Genomic DNA, 16,882 nt, shown 5'->3' on the forward strand with positions numbered 1-16,882 from the left:
CTACCATGACTGGATGCGGTATGTCGTTACCGGCGGTACCGGGTTTATTGGTCGCCGCGTCGTAGCTCGCCTGTTGGACACTCGCCCCGACGCAGAAGTGTGGGTTTTGGTCCGGCGCCAGTCGCTGGAACGCTTCGAACGCCTCGCTGCGCCGTGGGGTGAACGCGCGAAACCGCTGGTCGGCGAACTGCCGGAGCTGACGCTGACCGATGAGCGGTTGGCCGAGCTGGGCCGGGTCGACCATCTGGTGCACTGCGCGGCGATCTACGACATCACGGCCGGCGAAGCCGAACAGCGCGCCGCCAACGTCGAGGGCACCCGCGCCGTCATCGAGCTGGCGCGACGCCTGGACGCGACGTTTCATCACGTGTCGTCGATCGCCGTGGCCGGAGACTTCGACGGCGAGTACACCGAAGACGACTTCGACGTCGGCCAGCAGCTGCCCACCCCGTACCACCAGACCAAGTTCGAAGCCGAACTGCTGGTCCGGTCGGAGCCCGGGCTGCGCTACCGCATCTACCGGCCCGCCGTCGTGGTCGGTGACTCACGCACCGGCGAGATGGACAAGATCGACGGCCCGTACTACTTCTTCGGAGTGCTGTCCAAACTGGCCATCTTGCCGTCGTTGACCCCGATCATGCTGCCCGACACCGGGCGCACCAACATCGTCCCAGTCGACTACGTCGTCGACGCACTCGTCGCGCTGATGCACGCCGACGGCTCCGACGGGCAGACCTTCCACCTCACCTCGCCGAAAACCATTGGGCTGCGCGGCATTTACCGCGGTGTCGCCAAGGCCGCCGGACTGCCACCGCTGCGCGGCTCGCTGCCCCGCTCGGTGGCGGCACCGGTGCTGAAGGCCAGCGGGCGCGTCAAACGGCTGCGCAACATGGCGGCCACCCAACTCGGGATTCCCGCCGACGTGCTCGACCTCGTCGACCTGATCCCCACTTTCGTCAGCGACAAAACGCAAAATGCGTTGCACGGCACCGGGATTGAGGTGCCCGAGTTCGCCAGTTATGCGCCCAAGCTGTGGCGTTACTGGGCCGAGCATCTCGATCCCGACCGCGCCCGCCGCGACGCTGCGGACGGCCCGCTGCAGGGCCGGCACGTGATCATCACCGGCGCATCCAGCGGCATCGGCCGGGCGTCGGCGATCGCGGTCGCCGAACGGGGCGCCACGGTGTTCGCGCTGGCCCGCAACGGCTCCGCGCTCGACGAGCTGGTCGCCGAGATCCGCGCGAACGGCGGTCAGGCCCATGCCTTCACCTGCGATGTCACCGATTCGGTGTCGGTGGAGCACACCGTCAAAGACATCCTGGGCCGCTTCGGCCACGTCGATTACCTGGTGAACAACGCGGGCCGTTCGATACGCCGTTCGGTGGTCAACGCATACGACCGGATGCACGACTACGAGCGGGTGATGGCGGTCAACTACTTCGGCGCGGTCCGGATGGTGCTGGCGCTGCTACCGCATTGGCGCGAGCGCCGATTCGGTCACGTGGTCAACGTCTCCAGCGCGGGCGTGCTGGCCCGCAATCCCCAGTACAGCTCGTATCTGCCCACCAAGGCCGCGCTGGACGCGTTCTCCGACGTGGTCGCCGCGGAGACGTTGTCCGACCACATCACGTTCACCAATATCCATATGCCGCTGGTCAAGACGCCGATGATCGCGCCGTCGCAGCGACTCAACCCGGTGCCGCCGATCAGCCCCGAACGCGCCGCGGCGATGGTGGTGCGCGGACTCGTCGAGAAGCCGGCCCGCATCGACACTCCACTGGGCACCCTGGCCGAGGCCGGCAATTACCTGTTGCCCAGGACCTCGCGGCGAATTCTGCACCAGGTCTATCTGGGCTACCCCGATTCTGCTGCGGCGCTGGGGGTGTCGCCGGTCACCAACGACGTAAAGACCGTGCGCCGTCGGCCCAGGCGTCCGGTGCGTGCCGTGGGCCGCATCGGGGTCCCGCGACCCTTCCGCAAGGCGGTCCGGCTGGTGCCCGGGATTCATTGGTGAGGAAGGTAGGCCGGCATGCACCGCCGGCCCCTAACGCCTGCGTATCGTTGCCGCAGTGAACCCCGTTTTTGCCGATGTCGACACCGGCGTCGATGACGCGCTGGCCCTGATTTACCTGCTGGCCAGCCCGGACGCCGATCTGGTCGGCATCGCTTCGACCGGGGGAAATGTTGGCGTACAACAGGTTTGCGCCAACAACTTGGGCCTTCTGCAGCTGTGCCAGGCCATCGATGTCCCGGTGTCGAAGGGCGCCGACGAGACGCTGACCGGGCCGCTGCGCACCCCGTCGAGGGTTCACGGCCCGCGCGGCCTGGGGTATGCCGACCTGCCGCCGGGCAACGCTGCACTGACCGAGTACGACTCGGCGACCGCCTGGGTGCGCGCGGCACACGCGTTCCCCGGCGAGCTGATCGGCCTCGCGACCGGCCCGCTGACCAATCTGGCGCTGGCGCTGCGCGCCGAGCCGGCACTCCCAACCCTGTTGCGCCGGTTGGTCATCATGGGCGGCTCCTATGACCACATCGGCAACACCACCGCGGTGGCGGAATGGAACATCAGCGTGGATCCCGAGGCGGCCGCCGAGGTGTTCGCAGCCTGGTCCGACGAAAGCCTTGGGTTGCAGCGACTTCCGATCCTGTGTGGGCTGGATCTCACCCGAAGAGTCGCGATCACTCCGCAGATCCTGGCGAGGTTGGCGGCCGCCGCGGAGTCGACTTCCACGATCATGAGCGTGGACGACGAACGCGGCACCCGTTCGACGGCGTCCAACCCGGTGATCCGGCTGATCGAGGACGCGATGCGGTTCTACCTCGAGGGTTACCACGACAACGGACACGGATATCTGGCGCATCTGCACGACCCGTTGGCCGCGGCGGTCGCGCTGGACCCCGAACTCGTCGCGACCCGTCCGGGCCGGGTGGACGTCGAGCTCGCCGGCACCCTGACCCGCGGTATGACGGTGACCGACTGGCGCCGAGAACCAAATGCGCGCATCGGTGTTGGCGTCGATCCGACGGCATTCTTCGACCGGTTCATCGAACGCGTGGGGCCATTCGCGCGTCAGCTCACCTGGTAAGGGGGCCTGGGCCGCGCCTGGCGTTGACAGATCCCGCCAGCAAACGATGGAATAGTTGAATATCTGCGCGGGGTTGCGTTAGTCAGCAGGGAGGACCTTCGCAATGACAGAGCTGGTTACGGGGAAAGCGTTACCGAATGTAGTGGTCACCGGTATTGCCATGACGACAGCACTGGCTACCGACGCCGACAGCACCTGGAAGTTGTTGCTGGACAGCCAAAGCGGCATCCGGACCCTAGAGGACTCGTTCATCGAGCACTATGAGCTACCGGTACGCATCGGCGGGCACCTACTGGAGGATTTCGACCACGGGCTGACGCGGGCCGAGCGGCACCGGATGGGCTGGCTGCAGAAGATGGCCGCCATTTTGAGCCGCCGCGTGTGGGAAAACGCCGGCACACCCGAGATCGACCCCAGTCGATTGCTGGTATCCGTCGGCACCGGCCTGGGTTCGGCCGAGCAAATCGTCTTCAGCTACGACGACCTGCGCGCCCGCGGCCGCCGGGCGGTCTCTCCGCTCGCGGTGGCGAAGTACATGCCCAACGGCCCCGCCGCTGCGATCGGGCTGGAACGACACGCCGGGGCCGGGGTGCTCACACCGGTTTCGGCCTGCGCATCCGGCTCGGAGGGCATCGCGCAGGCCTGGCGCAATATCGTCCTCGGTGAGGCCGACATCGCCATTTGCGGGGGCGTCGAGGTCAAGATCGAAGCGGTGGCGATCGCGGCGTTTGCCCAGATGCGCATCGTGTTGTCGACGAAGAACGACGACCCACCCCGGGCGTGCCGCCCGTTCGACCGGGACCGGACCGGCATCGTGTTCGGCGAGGCCGGCGCCCTGATGGTCATCGAGACCGAGGAGCACGCCAAGGCACGAGGCGCCAACATCCTGGCCCGGATCATGGGCGCCAGCATCACCTCGGACGGCCACCACATGGTGGCGCCGGATCCCAACGGCGCACGCGCCGGACATGCGATGAGCAGGGCGATTCAGCTGGCGGGGCTGACGCCGGGCGACATCGACCACGTCAATGCGCACGCCACCGGCACCTTGGTGGGCGACCTGGCCGAGGCCAAGGCCATCAACAACGCGCTGCGCGGCAACAAACCGGCCGTGTACGCGCCCAAGGCCGCACTGGGTCACTCGGTAGGGGCGGTCGGCGCGGTGGAGTCGATCCTGACCGTGCAGGCGCTGCGGGATCAGGTGATCCCGCCGACCCTGAACCTGGAAAACCTGGACCCGGAGATCGACCTGGACGTGGTTACGGGCAACCCGCGGCCCGGCAATTACCGGTACGCGCTCAACAACTCGTTCGGATTCGGCGGCCACAACGTCGCCGTGGCTTTCGGCCGGTACTGACATCCCTTACTCGTAGCTCCCCTCCAAATACCACCTCCTTTGCCGATAGCACAGCAACAGCGCGCGTTCGCTTTCCAGCAGCACCTGGGCGCGCGCGGTGCGGCCCGGTGAACCAGTGGAGTTCGGGTCCGGATCCCACCACCGCTCGTCGACCGGCCACGGTCCGGCCCACCAGCGCAGTGGGTCGTCCTGGCCGCGGGCGACCAGGCGCGCCGGGTCGGCGGAGAACATCCCCCGGCTGGTCACCCGTATCGAATTTCCTTGGGCATCAAGCAATTCCACCGGATCGTCGAGCAATACCGCCGGCGACGGGTTCGGCAGCTGGCCGGGCCACGGCAACCCCGGGTCGGCATCCGGCGCGGGCTCGTCACCCAGCGGAGTCAGCGTGATGCGTTCGGCCGGTCCGCGGCCTCCGGACAGCACCGGCACCCGCACCGCCTCCGGCCCGAGCAGGCCCTGCACCCGCACCAGGGCGCGGCGGGCACGCTGCCGGTCCTCTTCACCGAGGCCGCCCCATAACGGCAGCTGCAGCGCCTCGGCGGACACCACCTCCACCGCCTGCAGCCGCAGCAATGTCACCGGCGCCGTCGGGCCAGGATTGCGGGCCGTCCGGCTGCTCAACCACCCGTCCAGTTGCCAGCGCACCCGATCGGCGGTGGCGTCCTCGGTCAACGGCTCGGCGCACCGCCATACCCGGTTCAGTTCTTCGCCGTTGGCGGTGACGGCGTGAATGGACAGCCGGGTGCATCCCACCCCGGCGGACATCAGCATCTGGTGCAGCGTGCCGGCCAGCGAGCGTCCGGCGAACGCCGCGGCGTCGACCCGGTCGATCGGCGGATCGCAGTCCAGCACGGCCTCGAGTTCGGCCGGTGGCTCCCGCCCGGACGGGCCCCGCTCGGGCTCGCCGCGAGCGAACCGGTGGGCGTTGCGCCCGTCGGCGCCGAACCGGGAAGCCACGTCGGTCGCCGACAGCGCGGCGAACTGGCCGATGGTACGAATCCCTAACCGCCACAACAGATCCGTGAGCTCCTCTCGCCCCGGACCGGACAGGCTCGGCTCGGTGGCCAACTGCCGGATCGACAGCGCCGACAGGAACTTCGCATCGCCGCCGGCCTGGACGACGCGACCCGCCCGGGCGGCGAAGACCGCGGTGGACAGCTGGTCGGCGATCCCGACCTGACACTCGGTCCCGGCCACTGAACTCACAGCCACCGCGTCGATCAGCCGTTCGGCGGCCTGGGCTTCGGACCCGAAATAGCGGGCCGCTCCGCGCACCGGCAACACCAGGAGACCGGGCCGCAGCACCTCGGCGCGAGGCACCAGGTCGTCGACCGCCGCAATCACCCCCTCGAAAAAGCGGGCGTCACGGTCGGCGTCGGCGGTGGCGACGTGCAGTTGCGGGCAACGGGCCGCGGCCTCGCGGCGTCGCAACCCTCGCCGCACGCCGGCCGCACGCGCAGCCGACGAGCAGGCGATCACCCGATTGGCCAAAGTGACCGCGATCGGGGTCGTCATGGATTTGCCCGCCGCTGCCGCCGCCGCGACCGCCGGCCAGTCCATGCACCAAATGGCCAGCACCCGGGAAGACATTCGACCTCACCCGGTTCGCGTTCGGCGACCGGCCACCCGTCTCCCCGCGCACACCCCGCTGACCTGCAGCCGCACTCCACTGATGCGTCCGAATCCGCAGACCGGGGCGTCGCGGTGACCCGCCGTGATCTCGTAGCCGCTGACCCGGGCCTTCAGCCGGGTCGGCGCCCCCTGCCAGTCGCCGTCGGTGACCAGCAGGGTGCAGCCCTTGAGGCGGGCACGGGCCACCACCGCCCGCGCCCGGGTCAGTGGCACCCGACGCCCACCCAGTCCGAGCACCACCAGATCCATGCCGTCGATGAGCACCGCGGCCACTTCAACCGGATCGGTCCCGGGATCCGGTATCACCGCGAGCCGGCTCAGATCCGCCCCCATCTCCACCGCGGCCAGCAGCCCGATATCCGGCTGACCGACGATGGCCGCGTTTCCCCCGGCCGCCGTCACCGCGGCGACCATGCTCAGCAGCAGCGACCGCGCTCCCGACAGCACAGCCACCGACCCCCGGGGTAGCTGGGCGGGTAGCGCCTCGGCCAGCCACTGCGGGACAGGCAGCCCGGACTCCGATTCGGGCAGCAGGCTATCGGGGTGGGCGGCGGGCCTTCCGGGCGATTTCCCGGACAGCACCGCCATCTGCCGACGTAGCGATTCGAGCCGTTCCGCACGATCCAGGTCGGAGGCGACAGCCGCCGTCATATAGCCTCCTACCAGCAGTTCCTCGAATATTTTCGAATGTATGTTCGATTGATTCGAGTAAACACCCACCCTCCGACAACCGTCAAGAAACGGGAGAGGCTGGTTATGCGCTCGGTGCTGTTGTGGCTTCTGGTGCTTATTTGTGGCGCCATCGTGGTGCCCACGCCGGCTCGAAGCGACGGCGATAGCTGTCAACCGGCCGAGTTCTTCGTCGTCGACAATGGCGATCCCCTGTTCGAGCCGCGGGCCGACGTGACGATCGCCCTCAACGGCGTGACGGTCACCGGGTCAACGCCGCTCGACGGGGTGTACTGGTTCGCCGCGCAGCAGCGAATCACCCTGGAGCGTTCGCGTGAATTCCATCTGTGCGGCACCGAGCCCGCCCTGCACACCGCCGCCGAGGCACTGCGCCGTCAGTTCGACCAGGAATCGGTGCTGTCCTTCGACTACCTGCCACCAACCGCGCCGCAGGAGAACGCGATCATCATCACCGTGCCGGATGTCGACGTCGGGCGCCTCACCACCGCGCTGGCGGCCGATCTCTCGGTCCGTGACCGGCTGCGCGGCGGATCCGTCACCGCGACCGACCACACCCTGATTCTGATCGCCGCAAACGGCGACCGCGACCTCGCCCGCCGGCTCGTCACTGCGGCCGGCGGTAACTGGCAAGCCGCCGATATTGCTTACGGCAGAAGCGAATTCGCGGAGTAACTACTCCCACTCGATGGTGCCGGGTGGCTTGCTGGTGATGTCCAGCACCACGCGGTTGACCTCGCGGACCTCATTGGTGATCCGGGTCGAGATGCGTTCCAGCACCTCGTAGGGCACCCGGGTCCAGTCCGCGGTCATGGCGTCCTCGCTGGAGACCGGCCGCAGCACGATCGGGTGCCCGTAGGTGCGGCCGTCGCCCTGCACGCCGACCGAGCGCACGTCGCCCAGCAGCACCACCGGGCACTGCCAAATCTGGTTGTCCAGGCCGGCGGCGGTCAGCTCCTCGCGCGCGATCGAGTCGGCACGCCGCAGCGTGTCCAGCCGCTGCGCGGTGACCTCACCGACGATCCGAATACCCAGCCCCGGACCCGGAAAGGGCTGGCGCCCAACGATTTCCTCCGGCAGACCCAGTTCCCGTCCGACCGCGCGCACCTCGTCCTTGAACAGCAACCGCAGCGGCTCGACGAGTTTGAACTTCAGGTCGTCGGGCAGACCGCCAACGTTGTGGTGGCTCTTGATGTTCGCGGTTCCGCTGCCTCCGCCGGACTCCACCACGTCCGGATACAACGTGCCCTGCACCAGGAAGTCGACACCGGAACCGTCGTTGGCCACGATGTCTCGGACCGCGCCCTCGAAGGCCCGGATGAACTGGCGGCCGATGATCTTGCGCTTGCCCTCGGGATTGGTCACGCCGCCCAGCGCCTCGAGGAAGGTGTCGGCCGCGTCGACGGTGACCAGGTTGGCACCGGTGGCGGCGACGAAATCACGCTGCACCTGCGCGCGCTCACCGGCGCGCAACAGCCCATGGTCGACGAAGACACAGGTCAGCCGGTCGCCGATGGCCCGCTGCACCAGCGCCGCGGCCACCGCGGAATCCACCCCACCGGACAGCCCGCAGATCGCGTGGCCGTCACCGATCTGGGCACGCACCTGTTCGATCAGCGCATCGGCGATGTTGGCGGCCGTCCATTGCGCGCCGAGCCCGGCGAAGCCGTGCAGAAAGCGGCTGAGCACCTGCTGCCCGTGCGGGCTGTGCATCACCTCGGGGTGGTACTGAACGCCGGCCAGGCGTCGGGCCCGATTCTCGAAGCCGGCGACCGCGGCGCCCGGGCTACTGGCCACCACGTCGAACCCCTCGGGCGCGGCCGTGACCGCGTCACCGTGGCTCATCCAGACCGGCTGCACCGCTGGTAGTCCCGAATGTAATTCGCCACCAAGCACTTTCAGCTCGGTGCGACCGTATTCACTGGTGCCGGTATGGGCGACGGTACCGCCCAGCGCCTGCGCCATCGCCTGAAACCCGTAGCAGATGCCGAACACCGGCACGCCCAGGTCGAACACCGCCGGGTCCAGTTGCGGGGCGCCTTCGGCATACACACTGGCCGGCCCGCCGGAGAGCACCAGCGCCACCGGGTCCTTGGCTTTGATCTCCTCGATCGAGGCGGTGTGCGGGATGACCTCCGAAAAGACCCGCGCTTCCCGGACGCGACGGGCGATCAGCTGCGCATACTGCGCGCCGAAATCGACCACCAATACCGGTCGGGTCACGGGTCCGACTCCACCAAGATCGGGGTCGAGGTCAGCAGGTTCAGCCACGGCCACGAGTCTAGTGTTCGGTTGCGGCGTCGATCACCGCGTCGACAACGCGCCGGATGCGGGCCGCGGCGTGGTCCGGGTCCGGCTGGCCTGCGTCGAGCCAGGCGATCACCGCGTCAATCGTCATGGTGGGTAGCAGTCGTGCCGCCCAGCTCCGCCATCGGTCGTCGGCGACCCCGGCCAGGTGGCGACGGGTGATCTCGGTCGAGCTCTCGCTGAGCGAGTCGATCATGTCGCGAAACTCCGGCTCGCGCACGGCATGTCGGAACAGCAGCCGAAAGGCGTCCGGATCGGCCGCGGCCGCGCGGATCAGTGCCGGGATGCTGGCGTCGTCGAAGTCATCGGTGCCGGTGGCCTCGCGCAGACGGGTGTGGCCGCTGTCGATGACGGCCCGGTAGAGCTCTGCCTTCGACGCGAAATGGCGGTACAGAATCACCGGCGTCACCCCGGCTTCGCCGGCGATGGCGTCGAGGCCCGTGTTGGCGAAACCGCCGCGGGCGAACGCACGAGTGGCGGCATCCACGATCTGTTCCCGCCGTTGGGCGCGTGGTAGTCGCGGGGTCGCATCGGATCGAACGGCCGTCATCTGCACCTCACTTGTATAGGGGACAGTGTACAAGTACTCTTGTATACGTCTTCTTATACTTAAGGCGGCGCCGATGCATCGAGTGCGCACACCGGTAGGCCACGAAGCCTGGCTGGTCACCGATTACGCCCAGGTGCGAAACCTGCTCGACGACGATCGTCTCGGTCGGTCCCATCGCGAACCCGACAAGGCGTCGCGTACCGGGGAGTCGGCTTTGTTCGGTGGTCCGCTGGGCAACTTCGACACCGAAGACGCCGACCACGCCCGGATGCGAAAACTACTGCAGCCGCACTTTTCGCCCAAGCACCTGCGGGCGCTCAAACCACGGGTGGAGGCGCTGACCACCGAGCTGTTGAACGAGCTTGCGACACAGGGACCCCCGGCCGATCTGCACGCGCAGCTGGCCTTGCCGTTGCCGATCCTGGTGATCTGCGAGCTACTCGGCGTGCCCTATTCCGACCGAGCCCAATTCCGCGCCTGGGCAGACGATGCCGGCAACGTGCGCGATCACGCCCGCTCCGAGCGCGGGCTGGCCGACCTGTTCGAATACGGCCGCGGATTGGTTGCGCGCAAGCGCGCTCACCCCGGCGACGACGTGATCTCGCGGCTGTGCGCGACCGACGGTGTATCCGACGAGGACGCCGCCACCATGTCCATGTTCCTGCTCTTCGCCGGACATGAGACCACAGTGGTCCACATAGGCCTCGGCGCATTGCTGCTGCTGACGAATCACGAACAGTGGCAAGCACTTCTGGACAACCCAGCACTGATTCCCAACGCCGTCGAGGAGCTCTTGCGGGCGGCGACGACAGGAGGTGGGGCGGGTGGCGTGCCCCGCTACGCACGTACCGACTTCGTCGTCGACGACGCCACCATCCACACCGGAGACCTGGTGCTGCTGGATATCGCGGCGGCCAACCACGACCCCGCTGCGTTCACCCATCCCGAGGCCGTCGACATCGCCCGCAACGACGCCACCCATGTTGCTTTCGGATACGGCGGCCGCTACTGCATCGGCGCGCCGTTGGCGCGAGCCGAGCTGAATTCCGTTTTCACGCAACTTATTCCACGATTTCCGTCGATGCGGCTGGCGGTCGATCCCGCAACATTGCCCATGCGTCGCGACGTGCTGGCCGGCGGGCTCGTCACGCTGCCGGTGTCGTGGTGAGGCCGGGGCGTGGCCACGCGTCACATCAGGTAGGTCGGCTGGGCAAAGCCGAATCGGTGGTTGGCGTAACGCTTCAGCGCCGACGGGCTGAAGTAAGCGTGCTGGCTTAGGGTGTGCAGATCGCGAAAGCAGCGTTGCAGCGGGTGATTCGCGTGTACCGCGCCCGCACCGGTCAACTCGAACGTCACATCGACCACCTGACGTGCCGCACGCATCGCCTCTGAGGCGGCAAGCCGGAAGCCGGCACGCTGCTCGATGGACGGCGGGTCACCGGCGATGGCGGTGTCCCACAGCGCACTGACCTCATCGAGTACGAATGCCCGCGCAGACCTCAAACCGGCTTCGGCAGTGGCGAACTCGACCTGGGCAGCGGCATCCCTCGCGAGCGGCTCGGACGCCATGGCGCGCAGCTTCGTGGTCGCGAGATCGGTGAATTCGTCGAGTGCGCGCCGCGCGATCCCGAGCGGGACTCCGACCATGCCGATCCCGGCGAGCGTGAAGAACGGAATTCTCCACAACGGGCCGTCGTGGCGGGCCGGATGGAAGAACGGGCTGATGGTGTGTTCGTCGGGCACTTTGAGACCTCGGGCGGCCACATCGTTGCTGCCGGTGGCGCGCAACCCCAGGACGTCCCAGTTGTCGACGATCTCGGCGTGGGCGCGCGGGAAGAACGCAAGCCGCTGGTCGGGGCCTTGCTCGGGGATCATTCGCGGTTGGTCGCCGTCGAAGACGAAGACCCCGCCCAGGATCCACTCGGCGTGGCGGCAACCACTGGCAAACGGCCATCGCCCGTCGACGCCGAACCGGTCGCCACCGTCCGGGACGGCACGCCCGGTGGGCGCGAAGATCGTGGCCGATAAGAAGTCGGCGTCCGAACCGAACAGCGTTGTGGCGACTGCGGGTTCAAGCCAGGCGGTGAACGCCGGTGCGCCGCCGCCGATGGCGGCAACCCAGCCGGTGGAACCGTCGGCGCGCGCCAGTTCCTCGATCATCTGAATGTTGTCGGCCGGGGCTACTTCGAATCCGCCGAGCGAGCGCGGTTGCATGGCGCGGAAGATGCCGGCCGCCCGCAGTCGCTCGACCAGATCGAGGGGCAATGTCCCGAGCGCCTCGGCTTCGTCGGCGCGGCGCGTGATCTCGGGTGTCAGGGCGCGCGCCACCGCGACGGAATCGGCGCCGTTCGACAGGCTGACGGCGGGGCATGTTGCACTTGTCATGTCACGTTCCCTATTTTCATACAGTAACCAGTATTCAATACAGGAGCTTGTACTCAATTATGGGATCTGTCAACAAGCAGGCCCCCCGCCGCTACGACTCGACCCGCCGGCGCGAGCAGGCCCAGCGCAACCGGGACGCGGTGCTCGCGGCCGCCCGGCAGCGGTTCCTGGACCAGGGCTACGCGGCGACGACGATCGCCGAAATCGCGCGGGACGCCGCCGTATCGGTCGAAACGGTGTACAAGGCGTTTACGACGAAGGCGGGCGTGCTGAAAGCGCTCTTCGATGTGTCCGTCGCCGGCGACGACGAGCCGATCCCGATGGTCCAGCGAGACGTGATCCGGGCCGTCGCCGACGAGACCGATGCGGCTCGCAAACTGCGAATGTATGCCGAACACCTGGCCGCGATCATGCCGCGCAGCGCTCCGGTCCAGCTACTCGCCCGCGATGGCGCCGCGTCGTCGCCGGACGCCGGCGAGGTCTGGCAGCAGACGCGGCAGGAAACGCTGGCCGGCATGACGATGTTCGCGGCAGACCTCGCCGCAACGGGACAGCTGCGAGTCAGTGCCAGAGAAGCGCGCGATGTCCTGTGGACGTACCACGCACCCGAGCTCTACGAACTCCTTGTCCTGGAACGGGGTTGGTCGGCCACCCGCTACGGCAGGTTCCTCGCCCAAGCGCTGATCGACGCCCTGCTCGAAACCCAGGATTGAAGCCCGGGATTGAGGCCCGGGATTGAGGCCTACAGCGAGAACACCCGACGCAGGGCGTCGACGGCTCCCGGCTCGCCGGTGAAGGCGATTCGCCGCAGGGCCGCCTTGCGCTGGGCGTCGCCCGTCGCGAGACGGGCCGTCACGAGGTCTGCCGCACTGGCGGTGATCGTCACCGCGGGCTCGCCGCGAGCGCCGGCCAGGCGCCCCTCGGTAACCACGAAATCGAAACGGCGACCATCGATTTCGGCCCGGCACGCCGCTTCGAGCCCCGCCGCCTTGCCTGAGTCGAAGCCTAATAGGATGCCGGCCAGGAACCCGTTGAGCGGCGTTGCCGGTCCTTCGTCGATCGGATCCAGGTAGTCCAGGCCGAACCAGGCGAAGCTTTGCATGATCGGCAGCACCCGCTGCCAGCCCAGGTCGCTGAGGGTGTAGACCGTGCGCCCGATGGGCGCCGGCAGGTCGGCCCGGTCGACCAGCCCGGCGTCTTGCAGCTCCTTGAGTCGCTCGGCAAGCAGATTGGTTGCGATGCCGGGCAGTTCGGCGCGCAGGTCGCCGTACCGCCGCGGTCCTCCGACCAGCTCGCGCAGGATCAGTAACGTCCAGCGCTCACCCAAGACGTCGAGCCCGCGCGCGATCGGGCAGTTCTGGTTGTAGTTGCGTGTCCGCACCACCGCAGTTTACCAACGGCAGACATATTTTTCCATCTCATGGTTGATTTATTTGTCTATTAGATTTACTGTCTTGTCCATGCGTCAGAACCTCGCACTCGCCGTCATCTGCCTCGGCGTCTTCGTCATCAGCGTCGACGCCACCATCGTCAACGTCGCCCTGCCCACGCTGTCGCGCGAACTCAATGCCGACACCGCGCAGCTGCAATGGATCGTCGACGCCTACACCCTGGTCATGTCCGGGCTGCTGCTGTCGGCCGGCAGCTTCAGCGACCGCTACGGCAGACGTGGCTGGCTCAATGCCGGCCTCGCATTATTTGCGATCACGTCGGGCCTTGCAGCGCAAGCGAATTCCGCGGATCAACTGATCGCGGCGCGGGCCGCCATGGGTGTGGGTGCGGCGCTGATCTTCCCGACCACACTGGGTTTGATCACCAACATCTTCACCGACCCGGTACCCCGCGCCAAGGCGATTGGGCTGTGGGCGGCGATGGTCGGTGTCGGCGTGGCCGTGGGGCCGATCAGCGGTGGCTGGCTGCTCGAGCATTTCTGGTGGGGTGCCATCTTCATGGTGAACATCCCGATCGCGGTGGTCGCCATCGCCGGCGGCGTCTTGTTCGTGCCGACTTCTCGCGACCCCGCGGCACCACGCGTCGACGTGCCCGGCCTGGTGCTGTCGGCGGCCGGCGTCACCGCGCTGGTCTATACCGTCATCGAGGCGCCGACGTGGGGGTGGACCAGTCCCCGCGCCGCGGCCGGATTCGCCTTGGCGGCAGTCCTGCTCGCCGGGTTCGCGTTGTGGGAGCGGCGCAGCACCCATCCCATGCTGGACGTCACGGTGTTCGCCAATCGCCGGTTCTCCGGTGGCAGCCTGGCGGTGACCGCGGGCTTTCTGACCTTGTTCGGCTTTATCTTCGTCATCACCCAGTACTTCCAATTCATCAAGGAGTACAGCGCTTTTCAGAGCGGCGTGCGATTGCTGCCGGTCGCCATATCGATCGCGCTGGCCAGTGTCCTGGGGCCGCGGCTGGTGGAGTGGATCGGTACCACCGCCGTCGTGGCCGGGGGCCTGGCCGTGTTCGCGGCGGGTCTGGCGTGGGCATCGACCGCCGACGCCGCGACGAGCTACGCCGAGATCGCCACGCAGATGCTGCTGCTCGGCGGCGGCCTCGGCCTTACGTTTTCGCCGGCCACCGAATCGATCATGGGTTCGCTGTCCGCCGACAAGGCCGGGATCGGGTCGGCCGTCAACGACACCACGCGTGAGCTCGGGGGCACCCTGGGAGTTGCCATCGTGGGCAGCGTCTTCGCCTCGGTCTACTCCGCGCACCTGGGCACCGCACCCGCGCTGGCCACCTTGCCGACCGGCGTCACCGCCGCGATGCGCAGTTCAATGGCGGTGGCGCACAGGGTGATCGAACAGCTTCCCGCGGAGCATGCCGGCCCGGTGCGCGACGCCGTCAACCGCGCGTTTTTGGACGGCCTGCAAGTCGGCTCGCTGGTCTGCGCGGGAATCGCACTGGCCGCGGCGATCGTCGTCGCGGGTCTGCTACCGGCACGTCAGCAGGCACCTCAAAGGGAAAGAGCTCGTCACATGGAAAGGGAAGACGCATGAACACTCGCATATTGGTCACCGGCGCGACGGGAAAAGTCGGTGGTGCGGTCGCGGCCCAGCTGCTCGAGAAGGGCGTCGCCACCCGGGCCGTCGTGCACCGTGAAGACGCACGCAGCGCGCGGCTACGGCAGCTGGGCGCCGAAGTCGTCATCGCGGATATGTTTGACATTCAACAGGTTGCCGCCGCGATGGACGGGGTCGACCGGCTGTTCTTCAACGCTCCTTACCACCCGCACGCGCTCGATAGTGCGGTCACCTTTGCCGTGGCCGCCCGGCGAGCCGGTACCGAAGCGGTTGTGGCACTTGGGCAATGGCTGGCCAGCCCGCAACACCCCTCGCTGATGACCCGGCACGCCTGGTTGACCGACAAGCTGTTCGAGCTGCTGCCGGATACCGCGCATGTGGCCGTCGACCCGGGATATTTCGCGGACAACTATCTGCAGCTGGTCCCCATCGCCGCTCAACTCGGAGTGTTGCCGACACCGACCGGGGCCGGCCGAAATGCGCCGCCCTCCAACGAAGACATCGCCCGGGTCGCGGTGGGCGCGCTACTCGATCCGCACCGCCACGACGGCCGTGCCTACCGGCCAACAGGCCCGGAGCTGCTCTCGGGACCGCAGATCGCCGACGCGGTCGGTGAGGCATTGGGTCGACGCGTGCGGCACGTCGACGTTCCCGCGTGGATGTTCATGCGCGCGGTGCACGTCAACAGAAAACGGCTCGGCGCCGACCTGTACTTCGAATCCAGCTTGCGCTATTACCTGCCCGAACACGCGTTGGGGAGCTGGGAGGTCGGCGGCCCGACCACGCATGTTCGCGATGTCGCCGGGGTCGAACCCGAAGACTTCCTGACGATCGCACGCCGTTATGTCAACGTGCCGGAAACCCGCACTACCGCAGTCAATTTCCTGCGCCAGCTGTGGAACTTCATGATCATCCCGCTGGTGCCGATGCATCGGCTGGATCGGTTCGACCGGTTCCAGCAGCATCCCCAGCCCGCACATCCCGAACTGTCCGGGCAATCGTCGCTGTGGCGAAGTGAGCACACCGAAAGGATCTCCGCATGACCACCACCCAGGGAACCCAGTATTCGACCGGCCTCTCCCAGCACAACATCGAGCAGGCGTTGCTTACCGCGGGGAAAGACCTCGAGCATTTGGCGCCCGCCGACCTCGGCCTGCTGGAGGACTTCCACACCATGGGCCGCATCGCGACCGCTGCGCTGGTGGACCTCGCCGGGATCACCAGTGCGAGTGCGGTGCTCGACGCGGGCAGCGGGGTAGGCGGCACCGCGCGTTACGTCGCCGACCGCTTCGGCTGCACCGTCACGGCCGTCGACCTCACCGAGGAATACTGCGAAACCAACAGCTGGCTCAATCGGCTCGTCGGGCTGGACGACCGGATATCGGTTCATCAGGGCGATGTCACCGCGCTCCCCTTCGCCGATGCCGGCTTCGACGTCGCGATCAGCCAGCATGTCCAGATGAACGTGGCCGACAAGGCGCGCCTGTACTCGGAGGCGCGCCGGGTGCTGGTCAGCGGCGGCCGTCTTGCCTTGTGGGACATCACCATTGGCGATGGTCGCGAACTCTCCTATCCCCTGCCGTGGGCCGATCAACCCGCACACAGCCATCTGGTCGGCCCCGACGACTTGCGTTCGGTCATCGAGTCTTGCGGATTCGTCGTCGAACAGTGGAACGATCTCACCGACCAGGCGGGCGCCATCATGCAAGCCCTGCTGACCCAGCCCGCCGGCCCGCTGGGGCTGCACGCCTTCGTGGCCGACTTCGCCCGCAAGGCGCAGAACCTGACCGGCGCGTTGTCGGACGGACGGCTGCGGGTCATCCAGGGAATCGCCCGAGCGGACGGCGCGGGTTAA

Annotated in this window: 15 protein-coding genes; 9 read left to right on the plus strand and 6 right to left on the minus strand. The window is 67.7% G+C overall.

The genetic code is table 11. From position 1 onward, the window contains the following. Nucleotides 1–13 precede the first annotated feature (13 nt). The 3 genes from SKC41_RS01925 to kasB all read left to right on the plus strand — a co-directional run bounded on the left by SKC41_RS01925 (nt 14) and on the right by kasB (nt 4,446). The gene (locus SKC41_RS01925) at nt 14–2,014 is read left to right on the plus strand and encodes an SDR family oxidoreductase (protein WP_330976078.1); all 2,001 of its coding nucleotides are present in this window, start codon (nt 14–16) and stop codon (nt 2,012–2,014) included. Between the two features lie 55 nt (nt 2,015–2,069). After that, complete coding sequence (locus tag SKC41_RS01930) at nt 2,070–3,089, plus strand: nucleoside hydrolase (RefSeq protein WP_330976079.1); 1,020 nt, start codon at nt 2,070–2,072, stop codon at nt 3,087–3,089. Nucleotides 3,090–3,192: 103 nt separating this feature from the next. Further along, on the plus strand, nt 3,193–4,446 hold the full coding sequence (gene kasB / locus SKC41_RS01935; protein WP_330976080.1) for a 3-oxoacyl-ACP synthase KasB: 1,254 nt from the start codon (nt 3,193–3,195) through the stop codon (nt 4,444–4,446). A 6-nt stretch (nt 4,447–4,452) separates the two neighbouring features. Here kasB and SKC41_RS01940 read toward each other — a convergent pair whose 3' ends face one another. After that, the gene (locus SKC41_RS01940; RefSeq protein ID WP_330976081.1) at nt 4,453–6,036 is read right to left on the minus strand and encodes a DNA polymerase Y family protein; all 1,584 of its coding nucleotides are present in this window, start codon (nt 6,034–6,036) and stop codon (nt 4,453–4,455) included. Between the two features lie 6 nt (nt 6,037–6,042). Then, nucleotides 6,043–6,729, minus strand: coding sequence for a hypothetical protein (locus tag SKC41_RS01945; RefSeq protein ID WP_330976082.1), 687 nt, complete (start codon nt 6,727–6,729; stop codon nt 6,043–6,045). A 105-nt stretch (nt 6,730–6,834) separates the two neighbouring features. Between SKC41_RS01945 and SKC41_RS01950 the strand changes: the two genes are divergently transcribed. Beyond that, a complete protein-coding gene (locus tag SKC41_RS01950; RefSeq protein ID WP_330976083.1) occupies nt 6,835–7,440 on the plus strand; it encodes a hypothetical protein in 606 nt (201 codons plus the stop codon). On the opposite strand, the gene guaA is transcribed toward SKC41_RS01950, so the two are convergent. Both guaA and SKC41_RS01960 read right to left on the minus strand, forming a co-directional pair. After that, nucleotides 7,441–9,036 (minus strand): glutamine-hydrolyzing GMP synthase, encoded by a 1,596-nt coding sequence (guaA, locus tag SKC41_RS01955; protein WP_330976084.1) that lies wholly within the window; start codon nt 9,034–9,036, stop codon nt 7,441–7,443. Nucleotides 9,037–9,046: 10 nt separating this feature from the next. Further along, nucleotides 9,047–9,622 (minus strand): TetR/AcrR family transcriptional regulator, encoded by a 576-nt coding sequence (locus SKC41_RS01960; protein WP_330976085.1) that lies wholly within the window; start codon nt 9,620–9,622, stop codon nt 9,047–9,049. Between the two features lie 73 nt (nt 9,623–9,695). Here SKC41_RS01960 and SKC41_RS01965 point away from each other — a divergent pair, with 73 nt between their 5' ends. After that, complete coding sequence (locus SKC41_RS01965; RefSeq protein ID WP_330976086.1) at nt 9,696–10,790, plus strand: cytochrome P450; 1,095 nt, start codon at nt 9,696–9,698, stop codon at nt 10,788–10,790. 20 nt (nt 10,791–10,810) lie between these two features. On the opposite strand, the gene SKC41_RS01970 is transcribed toward SKC41_RS01965, so the two are convergent. Next, nucleotides 10,811–12,007 (minus strand): acyl-CoA dehydrogenase family protein, encoded by a 1,197-nt coding sequence (locus SKC41_RS01970; protein ID WP_330976087.1) that lies wholly within the window; start codon nt 12,005–12,007, stop codon nt 10,811–10,813. A 59-nt stretch (nt 12,008–12,066) separates the two neighbouring features. Here SKC41_RS01970 and SKC41_RS01975 point away from each other — a divergent pair, with 59 nt between their 5' ends. Then, nucleotides 12,067–12,720 (plus strand): TetR/AcrR family transcriptional regulator, encoded by a 654-nt coding sequence (locus SKC41_RS01975; protein WP_330976088.1) that lies wholly within the window; start codon nt 12,067–12,069, stop codon nt 12,718–12,720. Nucleotides 12,721–12,749: 29 nt separating this feature from the next. Here SKC41_RS01975 and SKC41_RS01980 read toward each other — a convergent pair whose 3' ends face one another. Then, the gene (locus SKC41_RS01980) at nt 12,750–13,388 is read right to left on the minus strand and encodes a winged helix-turn-helix transcriptional regulator (RefSeq protein WP_330976089.1); all 639 of its coding nucleotides are present in this window, start codon (nt 13,386–13,388) and stop codon (nt 12,750–12,752) included. 79 nt (nt 13,389–13,467) lie between these two features. Between SKC41_RS01980 and SKC41_RS01985 the strand changes: the two genes are divergently transcribed. From SKC41_RS01985 to SKC41_RS01995, 3 genes are read left to right on the plus strand one after another with little or no spacing between them, the layout of a single operon-like run. Then, on the plus strand, nt 13,468–15,003 hold the full coding sequence (locus SKC41_RS01985; RefSeq protein ID WP_330976090.1) for an MFS transporter: 1,536 nt from the start codon (nt 13,468–13,470) through the stop codon (nt 15,001–15,003). Continuing rightward, nucleotides 15,000–16,070 (plus strand): NmrA family NAD(P)-binding protein, encoded by a 1,071-nt coding sequence (locus SKC41_RS01990; RefSeq protein WP_330976091.1) that lies wholly within the window; start codon nt 15,000–15,002, stop codon nt 16,068–16,070. The genes SKC41_RS01985 and SKC41_RS01990 overlap by 4 nt, the downstream gene beginning before the upstream one ends. Then, nucleotides 16,067–16,882 (plus strand): class I SAM-dependent methyltransferase, encoded by an 816-nt coding sequence (locus SKC41_RS01995; protein ID WP_330976092.1) that lies wholly within the window; start codon nt 16,067–16,069, stop codon nt 16,880–16,882. The genes SKC41_RS01990 and SKC41_RS01995 overlap by 4 nt, the downstream gene beginning before the upstream one ends.

Origin of the sequence: Mycobacterium sp. 050128 (assembly GCF_036409155.1) — a bacterium.
In the GTDB taxonomy this organism is placed as follows: domain Bacteria; phylum Actinomycetota; class Actinomycetes; order Mycobacteriales; family Mycobacteriaceae; genus Mycobacterium.